Origin of the sequence: Streptomyces sp. NPDC059256 (assembly GCF_042753785.1) — a bacterium.
Lineage (GTDB): Bacteria > Actinomycetota > Actinomycetes > Streptomycetales > Streptomycetaceae > Streptomyces.
Genome location: NZ_JBHYZO010000014.1, coordinates 86988 through 112203 on the forward strand (window position 1 = coordinate 86988; position 25216 = coordinate 112203).

The window sequence follows — 25216 nt, forward strand, 5'->3', positions numbered from 1 at the left end:
CGGCGTGAGAAAGGCACACCCATGAGCACCCACCCGACAACACCCGAGCCCTCCTCGGCCCAGCCCCGCGACCACCGAGGTGTGGCCCTGGGCGAGTGGGCCGTGACCGCCGGGCTTCTCGCCATCGGGGTTGTCACACTGCTCGACGGCCTCGGGCAGGCGACCTCGACGTCCGCATCGGGCGTCGGAGCCGGCTTTATGCCCAAGGTCGTCGGCGTACTGCTGATCGCGCTCTCCGTGGCTCTCGGCATTCAAGTGGCGCGCGGCAAGCGCGGCGAGGCCGACGCGGCAGAAGGCGACGTCGACGTCCGCAGCACCAGGTGGGTTCCCCTCGCCGTCTGTGTGGGCGCCGTGCTGATCTTCATAGCCGGCGTCGAGACCCTCGGCTACATCATCGTCTCCGCCGTGGCGTTCTGGCTCACGGCTTGGGCCCTCGGGGCTCGTAGCCACCTCAAGTCGGCGGGCATAGCGGTCGTGCTGTCCGTCGTCGTATATCTCGTCTTCACGCGCGCCCTCGGCATCTCGCTGGCCGCCGGTGTTCTGGAAGGGGTCCTCTGATGTCGGGCTGGGAAGGACTTCTCCACGGGCTCTCGCTCGCCGTCACCCCTGAGAACCTGCTGTTCGCACTGATCGGCACCATCGTCGGAACGCTGATCGGCGTCCTGCCGGGCATCGGCCCGGCGCTGACGATCGCCCTCCTCCTGCCGATGACGTACGGACTGGAGCCGGCCAGCGCGTTCATCATGTTCGCCGGCATCTACTACGGCGCCATGTACGGCGGATCGACCACCGCGATCCTTCTGAAGACCCCCGGCGAGTCCGGTTCGGTCATCACCGCCATCGACGGCAACAAGATGGCACGAAAAGGCCGCGGTGCCGCCGCACTGGCGACCGCAGCCATCGGATCGTTCATCGCGGGCACCATCGCCACCCTGCTGTTGGCGTTCTTCGCGCCGTGGATGGTCGAGGTGGCGATCAAGCTGGGCGCCCAGGACTACTTCGCGCTCATGGTCGTCGCCTTCCTCACCGTCAGCGCGCTCGTCGGCAGCTCACCGCTGCGCGGGCTCATCTCGATGGCGCTCGGCCTGACCGTCGGGCTCGTCGGACTCGACTTCCAGAGCGGTCAGCAGCGCCTCACCTTCGAGCAGGTGTCCCTGCTCGACGGCATCGACACGGTCGTCCTCATCGTCGCCCTGTTCGCCCTGGGCGAGGTGCTCTACGTGGCGGCGCACCAGGTGTCGAGCCGCTTCGACGTCATGCAGGTGAAGAAGGGCAAGCACTGGATGTCCCGCGAGGACTGGGGGCGCGCCTGGCGACCCTGGCTGCGTGGAACGTCCATCGGGTTCCCGCTCGGTGTGATCCCCGCGGGCGGTTCCGAGATCCCGACCTTCCTCTCGTACACCCTTGAGCGCAAGCTGTCGAAGCGCCCGAAGGAGTTCGGACAGGGCGCGATCGAGGGGGTGGCAGGACCGGAGGCGGCGAACAACGCCAACGCCGCCGGTACCCTCGTCCCGCTGCTGACGCTCGGCATCCCGACGTCCGCCACGGCAGCCGTCATCCTCGTCGCCTTCCAGCAGTACGGCATCCAGCCCGGTCCCCAGCTGTTGGAGACCCAGTCCGCGTTGGTCTGGGGTCTGATCGCCAGCCTGCTCATCGCGAACGTGATCCTGCTCGGTCTGAACCTGCCGCTCATCGGGCTCTGGGTGAAGATCCTCAAGATTCCCAAGCCCTATCTCTTCGCCGGCATCATGGTCTTCGCACTGCTCGGCACCTATGCCGTGAACGGCAGCGCGTTCGACGTGGGAGTGCTGCTCTTCTTCGGTCTCGCCGGCTATCTCATGCGCCGGTTCGGCTTCCCGGTCTCACCGATGATCGTGGGCGCGATCCTCGGCCCCCTGGCGGAGGTCCAGCTGCGCCGGGCACTCGACATCGCCGGGGGTGACATCTCGACGCTCGTGTCGACGCCGTTCACGATCGTCGTGTACCTGACGCTGGCCACCGTCCTGGTCGGAGGCTTCCTCCTCCGCAGGCCAAGGCGCAGCGTCGGCGTTGCCACCGAGACCGTCCACGAAGATGAGGTTCCCGACGTCCGGGAGTCCTCGGACCGTTGAGAGCCCCTGCGGCCCTCCTGTGCCATGCGTTCCTCATCCAGCTCGCCGCTTACATCGTGCGGCCGACCTCGGCCTACCGTGCGATCGAGCTGGGTGTGGATCCGCAGATGGTGGGTCTCATCGCGGCGAGTTTCGCGCTCATACCCCTCGTGGTGGCCGTGTCCATCGGGCGGTGGAACGATCGCGGTCATGTCAGGCTGAGCCTCGTCATCGGCGGTGTGCTGATGACGGGGGCCGGGCTCGGGATCCATTTCTGGTCCGAGAGCCTGGCGAGCCTGCTGATCTGGAACGCCGTCATCGGTCTCGGGCACCTCCTCGCGATCGTGGGTCAGCAGACGCTCGTTGCCGAACTCGGACGAGAGCGGTTGGACTCCGCCTTCGGTACCTACACCTTCGTGGGGTCCCTGGGGCAGGCGGCGGCCCCGCTGGTGCTGGCGGCCGTCGGTGGAAGCGCAGTGCTCCCGGACACCGGCGTCCTCTTCGGCATCTACACGGCCACATGTGTGGGCCTGCTGGCCGTGACCGGACTGCTTTCGCCTCCGCGGAACGCCGACCAGCGCCTGGGCAGCCAGCACTCCTTGAAGTCCGCCCTCCGCGTCCCGCGGACGACCCGGCGCACCATGACGGGTGCGATGTTGCTCAGCATGCTCGTGCTGGCGGCGGTCGACCTGATCCAGGTCTACCTTCCAGCCCTCGGGGTGGAACGGGAGATCCCGTCGGCCACCATCGGTGTGCTGCTCGCCGTGCGGGCGGCGGCAACGATGCTCTCCCGGCTGGGGCTTGCGCGACTGGCCACCCGAGTGGGGCGGACCCGGCTCGCGTACGTCTCCACGATCGTCGCAGGCGCGGCCGTGGCGGCCCTGGCCGTTCCCGCACCGGTCGTGGTCGCGGGCATCCTCCTCGCCATCGCGGGGTTCGCCCTCGGGATCGGTCAACCACTTTCGATGTCGATCGTGACCGCCGCCGCCCCGGCCGGGACGACGTCGACCTGGCTCGCCCTACGCCTGAGTGGCAACCGTGTCGGCCAGTCCGTGATCCCTGTCGTCCTCAGCGCGTTCACCGGCAGCATCGGGACGGGTGGCATCTTCGTGATCACCGGTGTCGGGCTGCTCGGCACAGCCGCCGCGGCGCGGATCCTGATCGCCGACGACCTCTGACCCGCTTCGACACCTGGCCGTTTCCACACCCGGCCGTTTCCACACCCGGCCGATTCGGACGGTGCCACTACCCCCGGCCGTGCCACAGTCGTACGGCCGGGGCGGCTTCCACCAAGGGTCCGCCGGGGGACGTAGCAGCATCGGTCCGATGCGCCTACCGCTTCGTCGACAGAGCGATCACCGGGCGATCACCGGGGAGATCGCCACACTCCAGGGATTCGGACGGGCGGTGCTGTGGTCGATGAAGTCGCCGATCCTCGGTGCAGGAAGACGAGTTCAGTCGATGATCGCGGTGGCTTCGACCTCGACGAGGAGGTCGGGCCCGGCCAGGGCTGCGACTCCTACGCCGGTGAGCGGCGGGGTCGGGAGGGTGCCCAGTTTGGCCGCTGCCCGGGCGATCCCTTCCCTGAGCAGGGGCATCTTGTCGGGGGTCCAGTCGACGAGATAGACGGTCAGTTTCGCCACGTCGTGGAAGGTCGCGCCGGCTGCCGCCAGCGCCGTACCGATGTTGATGTAGCACTGCTCGACCTGAGCGGCGAGATCATCCTTGCCGATGGTGACACCGTCGGGATCGCAAGCGACCTGCCCGGCGATGAAGACCAGCTTCGACCCGGTCGCGACGGACAGATGTCGGTACAGGTCGACCGTTGCGAGTCCTTCGGGGTTCTGCAGGGTGACGGCCATGCTGGCTCCTTGTTGAGATCCCGTGGGTCCGCGTCGCCGAACGGGCGCGCTCACGGTTACTTGTGGTTACTTAGGAACCGTAGGAGAGTCTTCTCCGGCAGGGAAGAACGCACTTTTTGGTGACTGGAGAACCAGATGGTGACCAAGCAGCTCAATGACGGCTCCCCCGACGAGGCGGACTTGACCCGCGCGGACTCGCTGGCGCGGGAGATCTTCTCGGACGTCGCCAACAAGTGGGCACTCCTGATCATCGAGGTCCTCGGTGACGGCACCCTGCGCTTCGGTGAGGTGCGGAACAAGGTCGAGGGCATCAGCCACAAGATGCTCACCCAGAACCTGCGCATGCTGGAACGCAACGGCCTGGTCGAGCGGAATGTGCATCCCACCGTGCCGCCGCGCGTCGAGTACACGCTCACCGAGCCGGGCCAGGCACTCCGGGCGACGGTCGATGGAATGTGTGACTGGACCCATCGGTACTTCGGCCACATCGAGGCATCCCGCCACCGGTTCGACGCCTGATGGGTGGAGCATTCGGGTGCAGGGCGACCGACGGAGCTCACCCGGCAGTACGACGGGCAGGTACTCCGGCCGGTCAGCGGTCGTCGAACGGGCCGACGCCAAGCGCCTCCAAGGCATCGAGGACGAGGTCGATACTGACGGCCGCGAGGAGCAACCCCAGAAGCCGGCCGAGTAGTTCGACGGTCGCATGGTGCGTGGCACGCAGGACGCGCTCCAGGAGAAGGATGCAGACGAGGTCCAACACGATCACGGCGACGTACGCACCGGCGACGGTGGAGCGCCAGGTCCAGCCGGAGCGCGCTGCTGCTTCGATGAGCAGGGCGGTCATGGCCAGGGGGCTGACGACGAAGGGCACGAGGAGCTCTCGTAGGGCACCGGTGGTGTCGGCGCCGTCCTCGTGCGGTGCGCCCGCTCCCGCTGGCAGGCCCAGTACGAGGCCGACGGCGTAGAGGAAGAAGATGATGCCGCCCGCGAGCAGGAGTGCGGGGGTGCTGATGTGGAACAGGTCGAGGACCCAGGGAGCTGTGAAGCTGGTTGCCAGACCGATGAGGATCGCCGCGCCGCACGAGAGGAAGGCGATGGTGCGGAGTTCGCGGGTGGGGTGCGTCTGCGCGAGATGGGCGAAAGAGAGCAGGACCTTCGGCGGGCCGACGACGGATACGAAAGTGATCAGGGCGGCGGAGAAGCTGAGCGCGTTCACTCTGGGGAATCTAGGCCGAGGCCGCCGACGTGACCGGGCACGGCACGGGGTGTCGGTGGAACTACGGGATCTTCCTCCCCGGGCCGGTCGGGCGTTCTGACCGTGACCGTATCGGGGAGGACCGACCCGGATTCGATGTCAGCCCGTCAGGGCAGTGGCCGATCAGGCACGGCGTGCGGCCCATACGGTGCGTTCGGTACGGACCGCGAGGTCACGGCGGCGCAGGATGCTCTGGGGGCTGTCCGTGTCCAGCAGTCGATCGAGAGCGCTGAGGTCCTCAGCGGCAAGAGCGTCGCTGACGCCGGCGCGCAGGCGCTTCAGGCTGCTCCATGCGTACCGGCCGACTGACTGGTCGTCGGAGCCTTCGATGTGCACGGTGATCGAGCGTTCGCCCTCGACGGTGAACCCGGCGGCGGTCAGTCTCGGACCCCAGTCGGCACCACGGTGCGGCACGTGCTCGGCGTGGTGCTCAAGGGCCGCATGGCAGCGGTCTTCGAGACCCGGCCGCTCCTGCGGAGCGTCGTCGGGCAGGAAGCGCGGGAAGCCGGCCAGTTCGACGACGGCGAACAGACCGCCCGGAGAGAGCAGGTCATGGACCTTGCTCAGGGCTCGGTCGGGGTCGGCCATGTGGTGCACCGACGCCGATCCCCACACCAGATCGGGTCGGCCCAGCGCGGGCCAGTCCGCGTCGAGATCGGCCGGCACGGTGCGCACCCTGTCGGCCACGCCGAGCTCCTCTGCCTTCTCCCGTAGCCGGTGCAGATGACTGGCCGATACGTCGACGGCGGTCACCTCCGCCTCGGGGAAGCGCGCGAGCAGGGCGAAGGTGCCGGCCCCGGTCCCGCATCCCAGGTCGAGGATGTGGCGCGGCGCGCTCTTGAGGGGTAGCCATGCGGTGATGGAATCCGTGTGCTCGGCGAGCACCTCGGCGTCCAGATCGAGGAGCTCCACCTGATCGTGGGAGTCAGGGGTGGGGTGTGCGTCGGGGTGAGCGTGTGCCGTGTGGTGAGCGTGTGCGTCGGGGGGAGCATGTGCCGCGTGCGAGGAGGGGTGTGTCATGCCAGCCACGCTATGAGGATCACACCATCGCGGCACCATGGTTCCCGGTGTGCGCAAGACGATGACGTCTTTCGCTGCCGAACGCGCAAGCCGATGCCCCCTGCGCATCGATGCCCTGCGCACAGAGTGCGGGGATGCCTCGTCACTGTCCTGCCGAGCGAATGCGGAAGTGAACGGCCTGGTCGATGACGTGGTGGGCGACCGTCTCAGCCGTCATCACCGCCTCAGCCGTCATCACCGCGCTGATGGCCGCGGCGAGCGTCGCGGTCGAAGATGCCCAGGATCTCGCAGGGGCCGCCCTCGGCACCGATGGCATGGGGCAGCATCGTGGGGAACTCCGCCGCCTGGTTCGTCTCTACGCGAATCCGCCGGTTGCCCAGCAGCAGGACCGCGGTGCCGGACAGGACGACGAGCCATTCACGGCCCGGATGGGCCCGCAGCCGTGCGGGGCTGTCGGGTGGGGGGTTCGTCATGCGCTGGCGCACGACGCTCAGACCCGGTTCGGCCTTGATGGGCCAGCGCATGAGTCCATGGGCTGCGTCGATCGTCGGGTTGGTGACGATGTCGTCGGTGGCGGTTTCGACGAGCTGATCCAGGGAGGTGTCCAGGGCTCGGGCCAGGGTGACCAACTGGTCCAGGGCCAGTCGGCGCTGGCCGTTCTCGATACGGCTGAGGGTCGACTGGCTGACGTTCGCCCGGGTCGCCAGGTCCGCGAGGGACCAGCCCTGCGCCACCCGCAGCGCCCGGATCCGCTTGCGCACCAGGCTCTCCAGCTCGCCATTGTCTTGCGTCATAGGCAACACTCTATGCCCCAGACGCCAGGTCGGCCGATCGACGGCATCGCAGCCTCCGGAACGACCGCGACCGAGGCCCGTGCGAGGCAGAGACGAAGAGGCACGAAGAAGGGGGACGACTCCCTGACCGGCGGCTTCACAGACCCTGCGAGCCCGCATGTCCACCCCGGTCCCACACCGTCATCAGCCCCGGGACGCCAGGAGTTCTTCCAGTTCGGCCGCGTAGAAAAAGGCGGGGTCGAAGCCCATGCCGCCGAAGTGGCCCGCCAGTTCCAGCGACAGCAGACCGTGGAGCCGGGTCCAGACGACAAGTGCCCGATGGAGTGCGGCGGGCGGAGCGGGGTGGCCGGCGGCCCACTGTCGATGGCTCTCCAGATGGGTGCTGAACGGCGTCTCCTGGCCGCCCGTGGCGAGCGCCGCGCATGCATCGAGCAGCGTGGTCATGATCTCCGAGGAGATGCCGGTGATGTCCTCGGGCGCGTGATAGCCGGGAACCGGGGTTCCGTAGATGAGCAAGTACCGCTGGGGGTCTCCCAAAGCCCAGCGGCGCAGGACGTGTGCCAGCTCGGCCAGATCGGCACCCTCGGCGGCGGCTGATCGGAGGGTCTCGGCGAGGCTTCGGTACGCCTCCCTGATGAGTTCGGTGATCAGATCGTCCCGGCTGGCGAAGTAGCGGTAGAGCGCGGGTCCGCTGACGCCCATCCGCTTGGCGATCGCGTTGAGGGAGAGCGCGGACGCTCCCGCCGTGGCGATCTGCTCCCAGGCGTGTTCCTTGATCTCCGCACGCACCTGGGCGCGATAGCGCTCCCTCGGTGTTGCGGTACCCGCCTCCTGCATTCTGCTGCCTCCCTGACCCAGAGGTTACAGCGTCTAAGTTTCGCGAGAAGCCATCACGTGATCGTTGACCGCGCACAGCGTCGAGTTATAACTTCTAACGAACACAAGAGCCTCTAGATACCGTGCTCTGTCCAGCCCGTCACCCAAGCTTGTCCGCACGGTGAACCGGCCCCGGCCCCGCCAGGAACACGCACCTTCTCGGAGCCAGGTGGGGAGGGTCGCCGGACACCGTCGACGACCACCCGGCCCGCCTACCGAGAGGCCGGGCGCCCAACGGACGGCGGACACGTGCTCAACAGAGAAACCGTCACCAACCGACAAGGGGAACACCGTGCCCGGCATCCGCAACACCGGTATCCGCACCGCCCTGTTCACCGTCCCGCTCGTCATCGGCCTTCTCGGCACAGCCGTCACGCCGGCCGGGGCCGCCCCGCCCCACCACGAGAGGCCCCTCACCTGCCGCGGGGAGGGCGTCGACCCCGACGCCCTTGTCCGTCACCGCACCGAAACGGTGATCCATGCACCGCTGCGGACCATTTGGAAGCTTCAGACCGACGTCGAGCGCTGGCCGTCCTGGCAGGCCCCGGTCACCGCGGTGGACCGCCTGGACCACGGCCCCCTGCGGGAGGATTCCGCGTTCCGGTGGACGACCCCGGTACCGCCCAACCCCGTGACACCCGCCACCAGTCTGGACATCACGTCGACCGTCGAGCAGCTCAAGCGCAACGCCTGCATCCGCTGGACCGGCCCGGCGATCGGTGAGGGGCTGCACATCGACGGCATCCACGTGTGGACCTTCACGAAGGTCAAGGGCGGTGTCCGGGTGAGTACCGAGGAGACCCACACCGGCCCACAGGTCGATGCGAACGTCCCCTTCGCAACCGAGGTCCTTGGCCAGGGCCTCGAAGCATGGCTGCGCGATCTGAAGACAACCGCTGAAGCCCAGGCCACCCGGTCGCATTGAGCCGCGCACCGCAGCCGCTCATCGAGTCCCGTCCGACATCCGCTGTTAAACGCAGCAGGCCCGGTTCCCGGCATCAATACTGATGCCGGGAACCGGGCCGTGCGCGGCTAGCTCTGGGCGACCGTGCCCCAGGGCTCGATCAGAGGCCGAACTCCTGCGGGGACACACCGAGTGCCATACAAGCTTCCCGCAGGATCTGCGCCTCTGCCGGAGCGATGTAGCCATCCGCTCCAGCGACGACAAACCCGGTCTGCACGACCGCCTTGGCCTCCGTCGGCTTCTTGGCCGCCTTGGCGATCTCCTGCATGGCCTCGGCCTTGCCCTGCTGGAAGTTGAACATCAACTGATCGACGTGCTTGTTGAACCGCTGCCGCAGTTGCTCCGGCGGGAAGTTCTGCAAGACGTCGTTCTGCAGGATCAGGGACTCCACGTGCTGCCGCTCGGCCGGGTCCACCGATCCGTCGGCAGCCGCGACCAATGCGCACATGGCCATGCTCGCATCGCGGTAGGAACCGCTCTTGAGCTCGGTCTTGAGGGAGCCGAGCTGGGACTTGAGCAGACCTACGAGCTGGGCCTTCGATCCCCCGCTGGCTCCTGCCGCCGGCCGTCCGTGGCCACTGGAGCTCCTTGCCCCCTGCGCCTGCTGCAGGCCCTTTGCCTGGTCCTTGATCCGGTCCCACATCGCCATCCGTGCCACCTCGGCTACCTAATTCGCTCGTCCGCGTGACTTCCGCGCGTCCCTGTGAGAACGCGTACCCGCCACTCGAAGTTCCATGGCCGGCACGTCGGCGGAACCCTTCCGCTTCCCGGTGCAGCACCCCCGAGGGAAGCGCCGGCCCGCGGGAGTCGGATGCATGCGCAGCTCCGTGCGTGTTCCACCTGGCCGCGCAGGGAGAGCGGGTGGAGGCTAGGGGGGTGGATGTGGACCAGATCACCGCCGAGTTGTACGGAATGAAGCCGTCGGAGTTCATCGCGGCCCGCGATGCGTACGCCGCGCAGGCGCGTGCCGCGGGCGATAAGCAGACCGCCCGACGGATCACTGAGCTACGGCGCCCGACGCTCGCGGCATGGGCTGCGAACCTCCTCGCCCGCAACGACTCCGACGAGACCGAACGGTTTCTCCGGCTCGGACAGGCCCTGCGTGAAGCGCACCGCACGCTCGACCCGGCCCGGCTGAGGGAGCTGAGCCACCAACAGCACCAGGTCATCACCACGCTCGCCCGCAGCGCGGTCACCCTCGCAGAGGAAGCGGGGCAGCCGGTCACGGAGGGAGTGCACCAGGAGGTGGAACGTACGCTTCGTGCCGTGCTCGCCGACCCCGCGACCGCCGAAGCCTGGGCCGCTGGTTGCCTGGTGAAGGCCGGGGAGGCGTCCATCGGGTTCGCCGGGCTGGAGCCCGAGGTGGCGCCTCATCGGTCGGCCACCACCCGACGCACCGCGCCCGACGGGACCGACACCGGTTCACGGAAGGCCCCGTCAGCACCTGCCACCGGATCTGTCGAGAAGAAGAAGGAGCGGGCCCGTCGCGAGGCCGCTCGGAAAGCTGCACGCACCGCCGCCACGGAGGCCGGCCAGAAGGAGCATGCGCTCCGCGCGGCCGGACAGGAACACGAGCGGGCCACCACACGACTCGCCGACGCGGAAGAACGCCTCGCGACCCTCAGAACCCAGTTGGATCAGGCCCGCGAAGATCGGACCGCGGCCCGGTCCCGGGCGAACGAGACCGCGAAGCGTGTCCGGACGGCGGAGAAGGAGGCCAAGGCGGCACGCCGCGCCGCGGATGTCGCCACCCGTGCCGTCGACACGACCGGGGACATCGGCTGACGACGGGGCTCCTTGGCTCCACTCATACTCTCGGCTCTCGGTGATGTGCGGCAGTGAAAACCCCCTTGCGAAGTCGTCTTGGCACTCGATACTCGACATCGGGATGACAAGGAGCACAGGATGACGACCCGTCTGGGTTCACTGAACGAATTCTGCTGGATGGACCTCAAGACCCGGGACCTGGTCGGCACATCCGATTTCTTCTCGAAGACACTGGGCTGGCGCTTCGAGGTGGATGAGAAGGATTGGCGCAAGGCGACCAAGATAGCCGTCGACGGTCATCTGATCGGCGGTGTGAGTGACCTGGCGAATCCCGTCTACCCACCGGGAACACCCGCCCACATCGCCTACTACCTCGCGGTGGAGGACGTCGATCGCCGTGTCGAAGCGGCGACGGCGCATGGCGCTCGTCTTGTCCTGCCGCCCTTCGACGCGGGTGATCAGGGCCGCATCGCAACATTGGTCGATCCGGTCGGCGCCGCCTTCTCCCTGTGGCAGCCACACCACTCCGGCGGATGGAAGCTCCCATCCGGTTTGTCGGGCGCTCCCCACCACATGGTCCTGACCTGCGATCAGCCGGACAGGGCCCGGCATTTCTACGAGCAGACGACCGGCACTCCACTGCTGTGTGCCGACTTCATCGCCGGACCACGTGCGTCCGCCCCGCAGTGGGAGCTTGCAGTCGGAGTCGACGATCTGGACGGCGTCGTCGCCCGCGCAGACGGCCATGCCCACGAGTCGGTCACCCGGTCCGGGGAGACTGTTTGTCGCACGGTGCGGTTGCGCAGTCCGGAAGGACTGTTTTTCCTGGTCCGCAGCTTGAAGGCATGAGTCGGACTTCGACCCAACGGCGGTGTCGACAGCGGTCTCCGGCTAACCCATACGATCGCGGCAGCAGCCCATGGCCAGCCTTCTCGGCCTTCGTCGAGGTGGCTGCCGCTCAGGTGCCTCCCGGTCCGGGCCCGTACGAGTGATGCACATCGTCGCCACACCGGGCCTTTGCCACACCGGTCCACCGCACTGTGCTATCCCTCCCACGGGGGATGGAATCCAGGAGCGGAGTGCGCAGCGAGATGCGTGGTACTTCCCGTGGGCGGCGGCTCGGTGCCGTCCTGTGCGCAATGGCGGTCGTGGCCGTACCGACCGCGACCACTGCCCGGGCGACTCCGTCGTCGGCGACCGCGGTGGTACGGGCAGCACCTGGGACTCCGGGTGTGCCGCAGGACCCGGTCGCGGTCTTCCTGGAAGACTTCGAGAACGGTACGGGCCCCACTCCGATCCTGCTCGACGAGTACGTCGGAGCGCCACCGGTGAACGCCATGTACACCGCTGACCCGAACTGGCTGGATCCGGCGCAGTGCAACGGCATCATCCTGAGCGAATCGGGTGAGGACCAGCCGGATTGCGAGAGCGCGAGCTCGGTGGCGATGCTCGATCTGCGGGACATGGCGGGGGTACTGGGCCAGGTCGGGGGATCGGCCGATCCGACGGTCAACCATGCCGTCTCCGCCTGGACCGCCGGAAGCCCGGGGGCGGACCTGACCGAGTTCGCGACGGTGGATCCGATCCCGCTGGTGACCGACAGCCGGTTCATCACCTTCTCGGTCGATGTCGCCGCGATCAACTGCTTCGCGTCCGGACCGCAGTTGGAGTTCTATCTCACCGGATCGGGACCGGATGTCCCCACGTTCACCAGCCCCATCGACCCCTGCACCGATCCACGGGCGCAGACGTACGACGCCGGGGACAAGGACGTGGAGGCGGGTTCGTTCGCCAGCGACGGATCGGTCCTGTTCACCGGCACTTCCGTGGGCATCAAGATGGTGAACGCCAATGGGGGCGGAGGCGGCAACGACCATGCGTTCGACAACATCAGCATCCTGGATGTGACTCCCCAGCTCGACAAGGAGTTCAACCCGTCGACGGTCTCCGAGAACGCGGTGTCACAGCTGACGTTCACCATCACCAACACCAGCGATCTGGCGGCGAAGGACGGTTTCGCCTTCACGGACACGCTGCCCGCCGGCGTGGTGGTGGCCCCCTCGCCGAACGCGTCCACGACCTGCGGGGACGGGACTGTCACCGCAGGTGCCGGAACGTCCACGGTGGTACTGGCCAATGCGAACCTGGAGACCGGTGCAGCATCGTGCACGATGACCGTGGATGTCACCGCGGCCAACGAGGGCGTCTACACCAACACTCCCGCGGGCCTTTCCCTGACCGGGCTCGATGCCCCAGCGGCGGCGACCTTGACGGTCACCGCTCCCGGCCCGTCGTTGGTGAAGGCAGCCGCCGAAGCGTCGTTCAGCTCGGGGCAGCAACTGCACTACGCGTACCGCGTCACCAACCACGCCGACGAGCCCTTGACGGATGTGACGGTCACCGACAACGGGCCGGGCAGCCCGACGGTCACCTGCCCGGCCGGGCCGCTGGCCCCGGGGGCCTCCGTGACCTGCAATGCGCTGTACACGGCGACGGCTGGGGATGCGGCGACGGGCACCATCACCAACACGGCGACGGTCACGGGTACCACCGACGCGGGCACCCGACTCAGCGGCACCAGCAACACCGTCGTCGTTCCCCTGCGCTCACTGGCGGTCCAGAAGGCCGTCTTCGAGCCGGCTTTCACGGCAGCGGGCGAGACACTGCACTACGTCTACCGGGTCACGAACACGGGGCGCACCCAACTGACCGATGTCACCGTCACCGATGACGGACCGGGCACGCCGAATGTGATGTGCCCGACGATCGTGCTCGCCCCGGGCGCCACCCTGCGGTGCACCGCGACGCACACCACCACAGCCGCCGACGTACAGGCCGGGCAGGTGGTCAACACGGCCACTGCGAGCGGCGCTGATCGACAGGGGCAGACCGCACGGGCGACCAGTGGCACGGTCACGGTCCCCTACCGACCGTTCCTCGTCGATCTCGGCGTCGAGAAGACCGGGCCCGCCACCGCCGGTTCGGGCGAACGCGTCACCTACACCCTGACCGTGACCAATCACGGTCCCGCCGACTCCACCGGCTGGACGCTCAGCGACCCGCTTCCCGACTCATTGACGGGTGTGACGACCGACAGTCCGGGCTGCACCATCGGATCGGCCACCCTGACCTGCACCGGGGCGGCGCTTGCCGATGGGGAAGGCGTCACCGTCCAGTTCTCGGGAACCATCGCCGCAGACGTCACCACCGTCACCAACACGGCCACCGTCACCGGGCGGGAACCGGACCCGGACCCGGCGAACAACACCAGTACCGCCACCACGAACGTACCGTCGGTGGAGATCATCAAGAAGCAGAAGGGTCCCTCGGCCGTGAAGGCGGGCGACACCGTGAACTACACGGTCACGGTACGCAACACGGGAGCCGCCCCGGTGTCCGCGAGCTTCAGCGACGACCTGTCCCGTCTCCTCGACGACGCCCAGTACAACGACGACGCCACCGCGACCACCGGAGCCGTCGACTACAGCGAGCCCATCCTGATCTGGGAAGGGACACTCGCGGCCGGTGAGTCCGCCACCATCACCTTCTCGATCACGACGGATCGACGGACCTTCGGCGATCTGCGCATTGACAACACCGTCATGTCCACGACGCTCGGCAACAACTGCCCGGTGAACAGCACGGACACCCGCTGCACCACCCACGGGACCGTCATCGCCAAGGACAAGGACTGAGGGGAAGGACGCGGGCGGCCCATGACGACGGCCGCGGAGCACGGGGCTCCGCGGCCGTCGTCATGGTGCGGGCAGTGTGTGGCTACGGCGTTGCGAGGATGACCTCGGGGCCGGTGGTGCGGGTGCCCCAGCGGGTTCGGCCGCAGGTCAGGGTTCCGTACCAGCGCACCGCGCGGAGCACGGTCCAGCCCCAGGCGAGGGCCAGCGGGGTCAGCAGCCAGGTGACCGTCTGGTGGGCCGGGGTCTCATCGCTGCGGCGCAGGGTGAGGTAGCGCAGGGCCTGTGCGTAGCCGATGGCGAGGGGAACCGTGAGCAACCACGGGGACGGCGCGGTGCCGTGGTGCAGATGTACGGCGGCGAGCCACACCAGGGCTCCGGTGCACAGGAGTTGGAGGAACCAGCGCAGGAGTTGGGCGAGGTACGCCGGATGGGTGAGGGGGAGATGACGGGCGCGCCAGAGCGAGCGGATGGTGGATCCGCGCATCCAGCGGAGATATTGACGCAGATGGTGACCGGTGCGCTCGGGCATGGCGGTGAAGACGACGGCGGTGGGTTGTTGGACGACGCGTCCCTTGAGGAGGGCGAAGAGGGTGAGGAGGGAGTCGTCGGAGAACTGGACCGGCCGGCCGAGGAACGTCTCGCCGAGATAGGTCGGGAGATGATCGCGAAGAATGGGTGCGCGGTAGGCGGCGAGGCTGCCCGGTGCCACCATCACCGCACCAAGCGGAGAGAGCGCGGAGCGGTCCACGAGTTGGTTGGCGACGAAGTAGAGGTCCGTGAGGCGGGTGAGCCAGGTGGCGCGGTGGTTCGCGGCGACAACGAGCCCGGCCGCACCCTGGACGCGGGGGTCAGCGAAGGGCTGGAGCACTTCGTCGAGGGCGTTCACGGCGAGCGTTGCGTCCGAGTCGACCGTGACGATGATGTCCGCCTGGTCGGCGTGTTCGAGCCCGGTGGCCTGGGCCCGACGTTTGCCCCGGTTGGGGGTGCGCTGCCAACTGGTGTGGACACCGGCCTCGTGCGCGTGGCGCGTCCACCAGTCCTGGATCTCGGTGTAGTCGACGTCGGAGCCGTCGTCCACAAGGTGGACGGCCTCGGGACGACGGGTCTGGGCGGCCAGGGCGGTGAGAGCGGCTCGCAGGTAGGCCGGGTCCTCGTTGTAGACGGGCATCAACACGGCTACCCGGAGCCGGTCGAGTGCCTGTTGTCCCACCGTGTCAGCGCGGTGGGGGCGTTCGCAGGCGTAGAGGACGGTCTGGCCCGCCAGCAGGGCTGCCACCGGTGCCCATAGCCACACCGAGGCGGTCGGGCCGCCGCTGAGCAGGCTCGTGGCCTCCAGGCCCCGTACCGCTGCCCAACAGGCGACGACGAGTAGGGGGAGCGCCGCCGCGACGACGAGTGCGCGTGGCCTTCTGGCAACGACGGGGGCACTCACGGCTGGAAGGTTCGTCTCTGGAATCCGAACCGCACCAGCACGGCTCCGATCACGATCATGAGCGCGGCGAGTGCCACGATCCAGCCGGCTCCCACTGTCAGTCCTCCGATCGCCACGACCGTTGTGCCGGTGTGTGCGAGGTGGCCTCCGTACATCTTGGTTCCTGCCCTTCGTGGGTGTTGTGCTTGTCGCACCTTCGGTGACGACATGTCACCACGCAGGGCCTGCTTCGCTTGTTCTTGGACAGGCGTTCATCGCATGAATCACTCGAACGCGGCGCCGTGTGGATCGGTGCAGGCTCGATGGGTTCCGCCGCGGCAGTCCCATGGCTCCCTCCCGGAGTGCGGAAGGGAGCCATGGGGTGGTTCAGGCCCGGTGGCCGTCACCGCTCGGTGCCACAGCAGTGTGGTTCGGGCCATCGGTCACCGGGGCCGGCTCGTCAGGCGCGGTCCTTCTTGTCCTTGTCCTCAACCTTGACGGTGCCGTGGGTGGTGCAGTCCGGGTCACTGCTCGTGACCGGGCAGTTGTTACCGGGAGTCTCGGAGACGACGGTGTTGTCGAGCTTGAGGTCTCCGAACGGCCGCTCATTGATCGTCACGGAGAAGGTGATGGTCGCGGTCTGTCCGGCGGCGAGGGTGCCGCTCCAGCTCAGATCAGGTGCGTCATAGGTGACGCTGCCCACCGTGGCGCTCTCGTCGTTGTTGAAGGCGGCGTCGTCGACGAGGTCGCTGAGGTCATCGGTGAAGGAGGCGGCGGTCGGCGCGGCTCCGGTGTTCCGCACGGTGATCGTGTAGAAGACCGTGTCCCCGGGCTCGACGGTTGCCGATCCGTTCTGCTTCTTGACGATCTTCACCGAAGGTACGGAGGTGGTCGTCGTGCTGGTGTTGTTGCCGGGGTCGGGGTCGTCCTCCTCACCGGTGACCCTGGCGGTGTTCTCGATCACCGTGGCGCCGGGGGCTGCGGTCCCGGTGACCTGGATGGTGACGCTGGCGCCTTCGGCGAGTGCGCCGCCCGTACAGGTCAGGACTCCTGCGCCGATCCCACAACCGGGTGTGCTGGTGGCTGCGTTCGAGAGGTCCGCGGGGATGGTGTCCGTCAGCGTCCATCCCGTGGAGTTCCCGGGACCGTTGTTGGTGACGACGAGGGAGTAGGTGATCTGTCCGCCCGCGCTCACGGTCGCAGGGCCTGTCTTGACGACCGCGAGGTCGACCTGGGTGGGTGCGACGTACGGAATGGTGACGGTGTTGCTGTCCGCTTCGGCGTCGTCGCCCTGTTCGGTCGTGCCGGTGGCGGTCGCCGAGTCGACGATTTCACCAGCCTGCACATCTGCCGCGGTGGTGGTGTGGGTGGCGGTGCAGCCCACGGTCGCGCCGGGCGCCAGCGTTCCGCCCGGGCAGGTCACAGCGGGAGCGCCGGGCCCGAAGTCCGTGACGGTGATGTCCGACAGCGGTACGCGCCCGTTGTTGGTGACCGTGAAGGTGTAGCGGATCGTCTCACCGACGGCGCTGAACTGCGTCTCCTCAGCCGCCTTGGTGATGGTCAGCGACCGCAGTGGGACGACGACCTGGTTGCTCACCGCGGTGAGCTCGGTTCCCGAGGGCAGGGTGCCGGTGACGTTCGCCGTGTTGGTGATGGTCCCGGTGTCGGCATCGGCCTGCGTGGCCGTGTAGGTGGCCGTGCAGTTGACGGAAGCACCCGCGGCGAGTGAACCGGGCGGACAGGTCACGGTCGGTGTGCCCGGTCCCGTGTCGGTGACGGTGACGTTGCTGAGCGCCTGGTCACTGTTGTTGGTCACGATGTAGGTGTAGTGGAGCAGCTGGCCGACGGCGAAGGAGGACTCGGCGACCTGCTTGGTGATGGACGGCGAGCCGGGCACGGTCACCGTGATGGGAGCGGGCCCCGGCGGGTTCACCCCGGTCGGCGTCAGATCGGAGGGCTCGTTGACATAGGTCCCGACCGCGCTCGCGGTGACGTCCACGGTCACGGTGCAGGACGCCACGCCCGCGGCCAGGACTCCGCCGGTCAGGGCGATCGACGAACCGCCCGCGGTCGCGGCGACCGTACCCGCCCCGCAGGTCGTCGCGGCATTGGGAGTGGCGGCGACGGTGACACCGGCGGGCAGGGAGTCCGTGAATCCGAAGCCGCTCTTCTCCGCCAGGTCCGTGGTGTTGGTGACCGTGAACGTCGCCGTCGCCACATCCCCGGTATCGATCGACGCCGGCACGAACTCCTTGTCCAGCTGGGGTGTGACGTCCAGGATGCGGATGTTGTCGTAGGCATGGTCGTTGCCGATGCCACTGCCGTTGGCATTGGTCATCTTGATGCCCACGGACGGTCCGCTGAACAGAACGGAGCCGTCACTTGCGAAGGAGCCCGCCTCGATGGCCCGGGGACCGATGTTGTACGTCTGCGCACGGGGGTCGGTGCACGGGTTGATCGGCTGGCTGAAGGCGGGGATGTCTGGTCCGGCGCCCGTCAGGTAGAACTGGAGCCGGGGAGCGGAAGCGGAACAGTTCTGGGCTGCCACATCGACCGAGAAGGTGATGAATCGGTTGGTGGTGGGCAGCGGCAGCGGGTTGACCGTCTGGAACTCGACTCGGTTCGCGCCGGGGTTCGCACCGTCGGTGTAGGCCGAGACCGCGTGGTTGTTGGAGGGGTTCGCTGCGCCGTTCACCACGCCGAGGACATTGGCCATGAACTTCAACGACGCCATGGCGACCGGGTTCTGACTCTGGCAGGCGGACTGGTTGGCACCCGACTGGTTCAGGATGATCCCGTTGCAGTGGGGTGCGTCGATCCATTGGGACGCCGCCGTGTACTTCGCGTTCGTCGGCGGCGCGCCGGTGTAGTTGTTCAGCAGGATCGGGGTCTGGCCGGTGCCGTTCTCGAAGTCCTCGGCGTAGACGACGGTCGGCGGCTGCGGAATCCCGGGAGAGCCGGGTGCCGAGGCCACTGCCTTTTCCGAGGGGGCGGCGAGTGCCACGGCGCCGGGGTGGGCCGCGAGCATCACCCCGGTGGTGACAACGGCAGCGAGAACGCCCAGATGGCGACGTCTGCCGGGAGAGCCACGCATGATGACATGTACTCCGATCGGATTGGGAATCCCCCCAGGCACACCTACCAACACAACAGGAGCAGTCGGCACCCGATCGCGTCCGCGGGTCCGGTTTCACCCGAAAGCCCCGCCGGCTGCTCTCGGACGGCCCAAAGCGCTTGAACGGCGCCCGGAGTGCTGGACGGCCCGAAGCGCCGACCTGCTCACCGCACCTACCGGGGGAGCCCACGAGAGTGATCGCCAGGGACCTGCCACATAGCCGACCGGGCAAGTCACACCGACGCCAGTCCGACCTCCCGGCGGGTCTCACTCGCTTGGGCGAAGGGATGCCCCGGGGGGGGATCCGCCATGCCGTGTCCGGCCCGGTCTCGTCAGGACAAGGAGAGCTCCGAGTGAAGGATGGCGGGCAGTGGAATGAACCGACGCCGCTGTCCACCCGAGAGCTCTCGCCCCTTCTGCTGCTCGCCGGCCCTCCCCGCAAGCACCGACACCACCGGAACCGGGCACGACGTACGGCACCGAACGCCCGCCGGCCCCACATGGTGTGACGTGCCGGCAAAGGGCATCGAACGCCCCGACCGGTTCCTCCGTTCGCTCGCCCGTACGGTCCACTGGCTGGGAACATGTTCGTCGTCGCCTGCCTCAGGGGGAGAACCCGATGTCCATGCACGAGATCGAGGACCTGGTCGCGGACTCGATCCGCATCCTGGATGTCCATAGCGAGTCGGACGATCCGCGCGTCCGGGACTGGTTCGCCGTGCTGTACCGATTCCAGGGCGAGTACGACTGCTCGTTCACACACTTCCGCGTGATGGAGATCCTTCTGCGTCGTGGGTACACCTACCGGTTCCCGGTCCACCGGCACCCCGACTACGCCCAGCGCTCCGAGTACTTCGACGCACTGGACGAGTTCACCGGGCTGCGCACCTTCGACGAAGAGGCCCCGGACTTCGACGGCTACGACTCCTGGCTCGAAGACGGCTATGTCGAACCACCGTTCCTCTACTGCGACGCAGGCACCGGGCTGTGGCAGCGCATGACCACCGTCGGGGAGCTCCGGGGCCCCGATGCCAGACCTCCGCGCCCCACCCTGCTCATCGATGTGGTCCGTGAGATCGCCACCGCCGCGGAGAAGGAAGGAGATCACGAACTCATCGGCCTGTGGTACGCGTTCGGCTGCGAGACGCTCGTCGGCGGGCCCGCAGGCTGCCCCTTCGACGTCGACGAACTCGCCGAGATGCCCGCCGTGCGCGACCTGCGCGCAGTGGTGCGCCGCACCGGTTCCCTCGCCATCGCGCAAGGTTCGCCCTACGCGGTTCCCCTTGAGTTCACCGATCACCATGAGCTCGAAGCCTGGTGGTGGGAGCTCTAGGGCCCGCGTCTCCAGCCCTCCCCCATACCGCCACACATCAACTGGAGCGTCGGGGCGCTGCTCGGCCGCATGTCATCGTCGGCTCCCGCACAAGGGTCCCGGCTGTGCACATGTGCCCGGGGACCACCGCTGTGTACGCCCTCTTGGGGTTCGACGTCTCATCCCAGCTCCGTCGACCATCGAACCACGTCCGACACCGCCGCATTGCCGCCGCACACCACCAGTCCCAACCGCACCTCGGTTGCATCACCGACGCGCTCCAGGACCTGTCGGGCAGCCGGCAACAGGCAACCGGCGGCTGGCTCCGCCCACAGCTTGGCGTGCTGCGCCAGGTCGAGCACCCCCTGCACGGCTTCCTCGTCCGAGACCACGAGAACATCCTCGACCAGCGCCGAAACGTGCTCGTACGTGAGTCGTGAGACGGCGGGCGCGCTGAGAGTGGAGACGATCGACGACAGCTCGACGGGGACCGGGCCGTTCGCCACGAGTGCCCGGGACATGGCCTCCGCACCCACGGTTTCGACACCCCAGACCCGGATGCCGGGACGGCGGGCCTTCATCGCCACCGCAACACCCGAGATGAGGCCACCGCCGCCGATGCTGACCAGGACGTCGGTCAACTCACCCGCGTCCTCGGCGAACTCCAGACCCACCGTGCCCTGCGCCGCGATGACGAGGGGGTCGTCAAAGGGATGCACCAGGGTCAGACCCTCCGACCGCAGCCGGTCCATCAGGGCGAAGGCGCCGTCCATCGTGGCCTCCAGCCGTACTGACGCGCCCGCCGCCGCCGCGATCTCGACCGCGCGGGCGGGTGCGGATCGCGGCATGACCACGGTCGCCTTCACATCGAGCAGGCCCGCCACGACCGCCACGGCGATGCCGTGGTTGCCACCACTGACCGCGACCACTCCCGCGGCCCGCTCGGTCGGGCTCAGGGAGAGCAGCTTCGCCATCGCCCCGCGGGCCTTGAACGCACCTGTGTGCTGGAGCAGTTCGAGCTTGGCCGTCACCGGCGCACCCAGCAGCGCGGTGAGCCCCGGGCTGGGCACCGTCGGCGTACGCACGAGCCGCCCTTCGATCAGACGGGCCGCTGCTTCCACATCCGAGATATCGATCATTCGTACATCATCCGGCATGAATCCGCCCGACCCCTCAAGGACGGGCTCTCGGCTGGATCGCAACCGGATGACCGGCTACGCCCCGGTGCCTCGATCGGGGACGCCGAAGTCCACCCCGTGCCGCCGCCACACTCCCGGGCCGAAGGGTGCCAGGCCGGCCACTCCCCTGTGATGCAGGTGTCGTCCGCCACCATCGATACGCCGCCTCAGGGGCCGGACCGTAGGTGGGGCGAGGCGCCCACAGAAAACCGTCCCGGGGTCCGACCGCTCCGCGGCTGGACAGACAGAAGACCCCGGCCCCAAGAGGGACCGGGGTCTTGATCGAGCGCTGGGCAAGCCTTGCACCTGCATCTCCCCACGGGAAGTGGGGCGTCTTTCCTTGGACCACCAACGCCTGTCCCACCACCGGGAATCCCGGCCGCGAGCACAAGATCAATATAGCGCATCTCAGCGCCCTGCTGCATCGGGGGCTCGCCGCAGACTGCTGTTCGGTCGCCGCGGCTGCCATGAGACGAGTCGCACGGCCCCGCAACACAACGTGCCGCGGGGCGCTGCTGTGGAACAGCAGCGCCCCGCGGACTTCAGGTGCCAGAGGCAGAGCCGCTCATGCGGCGGATGTCAGCTCTCCCGTGACCGACGGATGGTGGTCAGGGCGTAGTAGCAGATGCCGAGGACTGCGGTGAAGGCGAGACCGATGCCCGCTGCCTGGCGCATGTCGGGGACCTCGATCGCGGTGGCGGCGACTGCCAGCACCCCGACCACGGCCACGACCGCCAGCTTTCCGCCCGCCGGGACACTGAACCCGGTGAACTCCTCGGGGTTCGCCTTCCGGTGGCGTCGGAAGGCGATGTACGAGGCGAGGATCAGCAGCCACACGAGCAGGACCGCGAAGATCGCGATCGACATCATGATGTTGAAGAGGCCGCTGACGTCGTAGAAGGCCAGCAGGGCCGCGGCGGCGATGCCCATGGACGAGACGGCCAGGGCGATCGCGGGAACGCCGCGCTTGCTCAGTTTGGCCGTCGGCGCCGGGGCCAGGCCGTCGTCGCCGAGCGAGTGCAGCAGCCGGGATGCGCCGTACAGGTGGGCGTTGGCGGCCGACATGGCCGCGATGAGCACGACCGCGTTGGTGATGGTCGCCGCGGCCGGCACACCGACCTCCGAGAAGACCCGCACGAAGGGGCTCGTCTCGACGCTTCCGTCGCCCTCCGCCAGCTTGCGCCACGGGATCAGCGCGAGGACCAGGGTGATGGCGAGGAGGTAGAAGAAGCTCAGCCGCCAGGCCAGCTGACGCATCGCGGTGCGGATGGTGCGCTGCGGGTCGACCGCCTCCGCGGAGGCGATGGCGACGACCTCGAAGCCCGCGTAGGCGAACATCACCACGGACATGGCCAGCCAGATGGAGTCCAGGCCGTGCGGCATGAAACCGCCGTCGTCGGAGAGGTTGGCGAAGCCGGATGCCTCCGTGTCGGGCAGACCGAAGAAGACCAGCAGTGCGGCGCACAGGATGAATGCGCAGAGCGCGACCACCTTGATGCTGGAGAGCCAGAACTCGGTGGTGCCGAAGGACTTCACACTGATGATGTTGACCGCGAGGACGATCGCGGCGATCGCCAGGATGGCCACCGACATCGGCACCTCGGGCCACCACCAGCGGATGTAGAGCGCGGAGGCGACGACCTCCGTCCCGATGACGACGACGGCGCTGAACCAGTACAGGTATCGGCTGAGGAACCCGGCCCACGGGCCGAGATAGCGGTGCGCGATGGTGCCGAACGAGCCCTGGACCGGGTGGGCGGCTGACATCTCGCCGAGCAGGACGGCGATGATGGCGACCAGTACCGCACCGATCGCATACGCAACGATCACGGCGGGGCCGGCCACGGATATCGCGGTGCTGGAGCCGAGGAAGAGCCCGGTACCGAGCGCGGAGCCCAGCCCGATCATGGTGGTCTGGCGGTGGGTGAGGGAACGGACCAGTCCTCCGCCGGTGGGTGCCGGTCTGGTGCCGTCGGCGTCGGGTGCCGGGGCGGGCGGTGCGGAGTCGCTGGGTGCGGCCATGGCGGTGGTGCCCTTCTGGATGGTGACTGAGCGGGAGTGGGAGAGGGGCAACGACTCAGAACTCGCTGTTGCGGAACGGCTTCGCCGGTGCGTTCAGGTCCGGCTTGCCGAGGACCTTCGACGAGGACAGTGCGTAGATGCCGTGGTTGGTCAGCGTCCAGGCGATGTTGCGGTCCCACTCCACGTAGACGCCGTGGGTCTGGTTACCGTACGCGTAGTCGGCGGTGGAGGCACCGTACGCCTTCGGGACGAAATAGGCGGAGATCTCCGGCGAGGCGGGCTTGGAGACGTCGAAGAACTGCACGCCCGCGTTGTAGAAGCCGTAGCTCAGGACACCGGAAGTGTGTTGACCCGGGTTGGTGTAGTAGCCGGTGCGCTTGGGGCCGAAGCTGCCGCGGCGCTGGCAGTAGTCGGTGATGCCGGCGGCCTTCGGCGGGGTGGGGCGGGGGAGGACACCGACGACGCGGGGCTTCTTCGGGTCCCGTGCGTCGATCTGGTAGATGTCCTTGTACGGCTCGTAGCAGTCCTCGGTGAGCGGGTAGCCGGAGTAGTAGATCATTCCGGTCTTCTGGTACTGGGAGACGTCGATGTTGTCACCCTCGGTGCCCGAGACCGAGGCCGGCAGGTCCAGGTGGCTCACGGTCTTCATGTTCGAGGGGTTGGAGACGTCCAGCACCGTCAGGCCGTAGCCGCCCATCGCGGCGAAGGCGTAGCGTCCGCCCTTCTCGACGGGCTTGGGGAGGAAGAGCGGCATCCGGGCGCCCATCCAGCTGGTTCGGTTGCCGCAGCGCGGGTTGTTCCGGTACGCGGCCTCCTCACCGGTCCGCTGGCCCGGCAGGTGCCAGGTGTCGAGGAGCTTCGGGCGGGCCGGGTTGGACATGTCCCAGGACTGGTAGCCCGCCGAGTGCAGATTGGTGGGGTACTCGGTCCCGGAGTAGGTGTCGTTCGGCGCGGTGGCGATGAACATGTACTTCTCACCGGTCCAGTGCGGCACGTCGATCGAGCCGGAGCCCTGTTGTGCCTTGGCCGGGTTGGTGTTCAGCGGGTTGGCCTGGGTGGAGTCGGTGGAAACCGTCGTCAGCAGCTTCCAGTCCTTCTTGCGGGGGCCGTCCAGACGGAACACCTTGAAGCCCTTGAGCCCCGGCTTCGCGCGCACCTTCGCGACGCCCTCCGGGTTGTTGTACTTGTCCTTGGGCGGGTGGTCGGAGAGCTCCGAGATCTGGCGACGGCTTTCGAAGCTCTGGACCATGACGTACGCGTTCAGCTTCTTGTTCCACTGGATGGTGGAGGCACCCCAGTAGTCGTGCGCCGCCCAGTCGCCGTTCGCCTTGGTTTCGTCACCGCCCACGTCCTTGCGGCTCATCCTCTCGACCACCCTGACCTTCTTGATGTCGGTGATGTCGTAGACGCGGCCGTCGGAGCGGCTGTACTGGAAGAGGTAGCGGCGGCCGTCGAAGTCGACGATGTTCTGCCAGGTGTGGAAGTAGTCGGGGGTGAAGGCGTCGCCTTCGTAGGCCGCCTCGACCTTCATGTTCTTGATGTACGAGCGGGTGTCGTAGTTCTTGTTGCGGCCCGGGAAGGGGTGCTCGTTCTGCTCGTCGACCGGAGTGAGGGCGGGGTGCCGGAAGCTGCCGTCCAGCTGCATGCCGTACGAGCCCGGGTCGGCCGCCACGGGGCGGCGGTCCTCGCACACATCGAGGATGTTCGGGTCGGTGGGAGTGGCAGCCTTGGCGCTGGCTGCGGTGTCAGCGCCGGACACACCCGGGACGAGGAGTGTGGCCGTGGCGGCGGCAGCGACCACCGTGGCCAGGGCGGCATTTCTGCGGAGGGGACGCATCTAACGGTCCTTTCG

General features: G+C 68.0%; 21 protein-coding genes. 9 read left to right on the top strand and 12 right to left on the bottom strand.

Annotated elements, in window-relative coordinates; all coding sequences use genetic code 11:
• Positions 1–21: 21 nt before the first annotated feature.
• From ACFXJL_RS25635 to ACFXJL_RS25645, 3 genes are read left to right on the top strand one after another with little or no spacing between them, the layout of a single operon-like run.
• Positions 22–558 (top strand): tripartite tricarboxylate transporter TctB family protein, encoded by a 537-nt coding sequence (locus tag ACFXJL_RS25635; RefSeq protein ID WP_358880573.1) that lies wholly within the window; start codon positions 22–24, stop codon positions 556–558.
• Positions 558–2111, top strand: a complete 1554-nt coding sequence (locus ACFXJL_RS25640; protein WP_358880572.1) for a tripartite tricarboxylate transporter permease — start codon at positions 558–560, stop codon at positions 2109–2111. The genes ACFXJL_RS25635 and ACFXJL_RS25640 overlap by 1 nt, the downstream gene beginning before the upstream one ends.
• Positions 2108–3268 (top strand): MFS transporter, encoded by a 1161-nt coding sequence (locus ACFXJL_RS25645; RefSeq protein WP_329026272.1) that lies wholly within the window; start codon positions 2108–2110, stop codon positions 3266–3268. The genes ACFXJL_RS25640 and ACFXJL_RS25645 overlap by 4 nt, the downstream gene beginning before the upstream one ends.
• 276 nt (positions 3269–3544) lie before the next feature.
• Here ACFXJL_RS25645 and ACFXJL_RS25650 read toward each other — a convergent pair whose 3' ends face one another.
• On the bottom strand, positions 3545–3952 hold the full coding sequence (locus tag ACFXJL_RS25650) for a RidA family protein (RefSeq protein ID WP_384696056.1): 408 nt from the start codon (positions 3950–3952) through the stop codon (positions 3545–3547).
• Between the two features lie 135 nt (positions 3953–4087).
• On the opposite strand from ACFXJL_RS25650, the gene ACFXJL_RS25655 reads away from it, so the two are divergent.
• A complete protein-coding gene (locus ACFXJL_RS25655) occupies positions 4088–4471 on the top strand; it encodes a winged helix-turn-helix transcriptional regulator (protein WP_384696059.1) in 384 nt (127 codons plus the stop codon).
• Positions 4472–4544: 73 nt separating this feature from the next.
• On the opposite strand, the gene ACFXJL_RS25660 is transcribed toward ACFXJL_RS25655, so the two are convergent.
• The 4 genes from ACFXJL_RS25660 to ACFXJL_RS25675 form a co-directional block, all read right to left on the bottom strand.
• Positions 4545–5171, bottom strand: coding sequence for a MarC family protein (locus tag ACFXJL_RS25660; protein ID WP_384696062.1), 627 nt, complete (start codon positions 5169–5171; stop codon positions 4545–4547).
• 162 nt (positions 5172–5333) lie between these two features.
• Entirely contained in the window at positions 5334–6230 is an 897-nt protein-coding gene (locus ACFXJL_RS25665; RefSeq protein ID WP_384696065.1) for a class I SAM-dependent methyltransferase, read from the bottom strand.
• Positions 6231–6454: 224 nt separating this feature from the next.
• Positions 6455–7024 (bottom strand): helix-turn-helix domain-containing protein, encoded by a 570-nt coding sequence (locus ACFXJL_RS25670; protein ID WP_384635031.1) that lies wholly within the window; start codon positions 7022–7024, stop codon positions 6455–6457.
• 183 nt (positions 7025–7207) lie between these two features.
• A complete protein-coding gene (locus ACFXJL_RS25675; RefSeq protein ID WP_384696068.1) occupies positions 7208–7861 on the bottom strand; it encodes a TetR/AcrR family transcriptional regulator in 654 nt (217 codons plus the stop codon).
• Between the two features lie 331 nt (positions 7862–8192).
• Between ACFXJL_RS25675 and ACFXJL_RS25680 the strand changes: the two genes are divergently transcribed.
• On the top strand, positions 8193–8825 hold the full coding sequence (locus ACFXJL_RS25680; RefSeq protein ID WP_384696071.1) for an SRPBCC family protein: 633 nt from the start codon (positions 8193–8195) through the stop codon (positions 8823–8825).
• 139 nt (positions 8826–8964) lie between these two features.
• Here the strand turns inward: ACFXJL_RS25680 and ACFXJL_RS25685 are convergent, their stop codons facing one another.
• Positions 8965–9513 carry a tellurite resistance TerB family protein gene (locus tag ACFXJL_RS25685; RefSeq protein ID WP_358880564.1) on the bottom strand — a complete coding sequence of 183 codons (549 nt, stop codon included), beginning with the start codon at positions 9511–9513 and terminating at the stop codon, positions 8965–8967.
• A gap of 212 nt (positions 9514–9725) precedes the next feature.
• Between ACFXJL_RS25685 and ACFXJL_RS25690 the strand changes: the two genes are divergently transcribed.
• The 3 genes from ACFXJL_RS25690 (at position 9726) to ACFXJL_RS25700 (ending at position 14326) form a co-directional block, all read left to right on the top strand.
• Positions 9726–10649, top strand: coding sequence for a hypothetical protein (locus ACFXJL_RS25690; protein WP_384696075.1), 924 nt, complete (start codon positions 9726–9728; stop codon positions 10647–10649).
• Positions 10650–10769: 120 nt separating this feature from the next.
• A complete protein-coding gene (locus ACFXJL_RS25695) occupies positions 10770–11480 on the top strand; it encodes a VOC family protein (RefSeq protein WP_384696077.1) in 711 nt (236 codons plus the stop codon).
• 242 nt (positions 11481–11722) lie between these two features.
• A complete protein-coding gene (locus tag ACFXJL_RS25700; RefSeq protein ID WP_384696080.1) occupies positions 11723–14326 on the top strand; it encodes a hypothetical protein in 2604 nt (867 codons plus the stop codon).
• An 82-nt stretch (positions 14327–14408) separates the two neighbouring features.
• On the opposite strand, the gene ACFXJL_RS25705 is transcribed toward ACFXJL_RS25700, so the two are convergent.
• The 3 genes from ACFXJL_RS25705 to ACFXJL_RS25715 all read right to left on the bottom strand — a co-directional run bounded on the left by ACFXJL_RS25705 (position 14409) and on the right by ACFXJL_RS25715 (position 18831).
• The gene (locus tag ACFXJL_RS25705) at positions 14409–15758 is read right to left on the bottom strand and encodes a glycosyltransferase (protein WP_358880560.1); all 1350 of its coding nucleotides are present in this window, start codon (positions 15756–15758) and stop codon (positions 14409–14411) included.
• Positions 15755–15913, bottom strand: a complete 159-nt coding sequence (locus ACFXJL_RS25710; protein WP_358880559.1) for a hypothetical protein — start codon at positions 15911–15913, stop codon at positions 15755–15757. Before ACFXJL_RS25710 ends, ACFXJL_RS25705 begins: the two co-directional genes overlap by 4 nt.
• A 284-nt stretch (positions 15914–16197) precedes the next feature.
• Positions 16198–18831, bottom strand: coding sequence for a hypothetical protein (locus ACFXJL_RS25715; protein WP_384696084.1), 2634 nt, complete (start codon positions 18829–18831; stop codon positions 16198–16200).
• Between the two features lie 640 nt (positions 18832–19471).
• On the opposite strand from ACFXJL_RS25715, the gene ACFXJL_RS25720 reads away from it, so the two are divergent.
• Entirely contained in the window at positions 19472–20185 is a 714-nt protein-coding gene (locus ACFXJL_RS25720) for a hypothetical protein (RefSeq protein ID WP_384696088.1), read from the top strand.
• A gap of 158 nt (positions 20186–20343) precedes the next feature.
• Here the strand turns inward: ACFXJL_RS25720 and ACFXJL_RS25725 are convergent, their stop codons facing one another.
• The 3 genes from ACFXJL_RS25725 to ACFXJL_RS25735 form a co-directional block, all read right to left on the bottom strand.
• On the bottom strand, positions 20344–21303 hold the full coding sequence (locus ACFXJL_RS25725; RefSeq protein ID WP_384696091.1) for a pyridoxal-phosphate dependent enzyme: 960 nt from the start codon (positions 21301–21303) through the stop codon (positions 20344–20346).
• A gap of 618 nt (positions 21304–21921) precedes the next feature.
• Positions 21922–23364, bottom strand: coding sequence for an amino acid permease (locus ACFXJL_RS25730; protein WP_358880556.1), 1443 nt, complete (start codon positions 23362–23364; stop codon positions 21922–21924).
• 55 nt (positions 23365–23419) lie between these two features.
• The gene (locus ACFXJL_RS25735) at positions 23420–25201 is read right to left on the bottom strand and encodes a hypothetical protein (protein ID WP_358880555.1); all 1782 of its coding nucleotides are present in this window, start codon (positions 25199–25201) and stop codon (positions 23420–23422) included.
• Positions 25202–25216 lie beyond the last annotated feature (15 nt).

Coding starts and splice junctions, on each gene's coding strand:
- ACFXJL_RS25635 (WP_358880573.1), top strand. CDS start 22: ATGAGCACCCACCCGACAACACCCGAGCCCTCCTCGGCCCAGCCCCGC.
- ACFXJL_RS25640 (WP_358880572.1), top strand. CDS start 558: ATGTCGGGCTGGGAAGGACTTCTCCACGGGCTCTCGCTCGCCGTCACC.
- ACFXJL_RS25650 (WP_384696056.1), bottom strand. CDS start 3,952: ATGGCCGTCACCCTGCAGAACCCCGAAGGACTCGCAACGGTCGACCTG.
- ACFXJL_RS25655 (WP_384696059.1), top strand. CDS start 4,088: ATGGTGACCAAGCAGCTCAATGACGGCTCCCCCGACGAGGCGGACTTG.
- ACFXJL_RS25665 (WP_384696065.1), bottom strand. CDS start 6,230: ATGACACACCCCTCCTCGCACGCGGCACATGCTCCCCCCGACGCACAC.
- ACFXJL_RS25670 (WP_384635031.1), bottom strand. CDS start 7,024: ATGACGCAAGACAATGGCGAGCTGGAGAGCCTGGTGCGCAAGCGGATC.
- ACFXJL_RS25675 (WP_384696068.1), bottom strand. CDS start 7,861: ATGCAGGAGGCGGGTACCGCAACACCGAGGGAGCGCTATCGCGCCCAG.
- ACFXJL_RS25685 (WP_358880564.1), bottom strand. CDS start 9,513: ATGGCGATGTGGGACCGGATCAAGGACCAGGCAAAGGGCCTGCAGCAG.
- ACFXJL_RS25695 (WP_384696077.1), top strand. CDS start 10,770: ATGACGACCCGTCTGGGTTCACTGAACGAATTCTGCTGGATGGACCTC.
- ACFXJL_RS25700 (WP_384696080.1), top strand. CDS start 11,723: ATGCGTGGTACTTCCCGTGGGCGGCGGCTCGGTGCCGTCCTGTGCGCA.
- ACFXJL_RS25710 (WP_358880559.1), bottom strand. CDS start 15,913: ATGTACGGAGGCCACCTCGCACACACCGGCACAACGGTCGTGGCGATC.
- ACFXJL_RS25715 (WP_384696084.1), bottom strand. CDS start 18,831: ATGCGTGGCTCTCCCGGCAGACGTCGCCATCTGGGCGTTCTCGCTGCC.
- ACFXJL_RS25720 (WP_384696088.1), top strand. CDS start 19,472: ATGTCCATGCACGAGATCGAGGACCTGGTCGCGGACTCGATCCGCATC.
- ACFXJL_RS25725 (WP_384696091.1), bottom strand. CDS start 21,303: ATGATCGATATCTCGGATGTGGAAGCAGCGGCCCGTCTGATCGAAGGG.
- ACFXJL_RS25730 (WP_358880556.1), bottom strand. CDS start 23,364: ATGGCCGCACCCAGCGACTCCGCACCGCCCGCCCCGGCACCCGACGCC.
- ACFXJL_RS25735 (WP_358880555.1), bottom strand. CDS start 25,201: ATGCGTCCCCTCCGCAGAAATGCCGCCCTGGCCACGGTGGTCGCTGCC.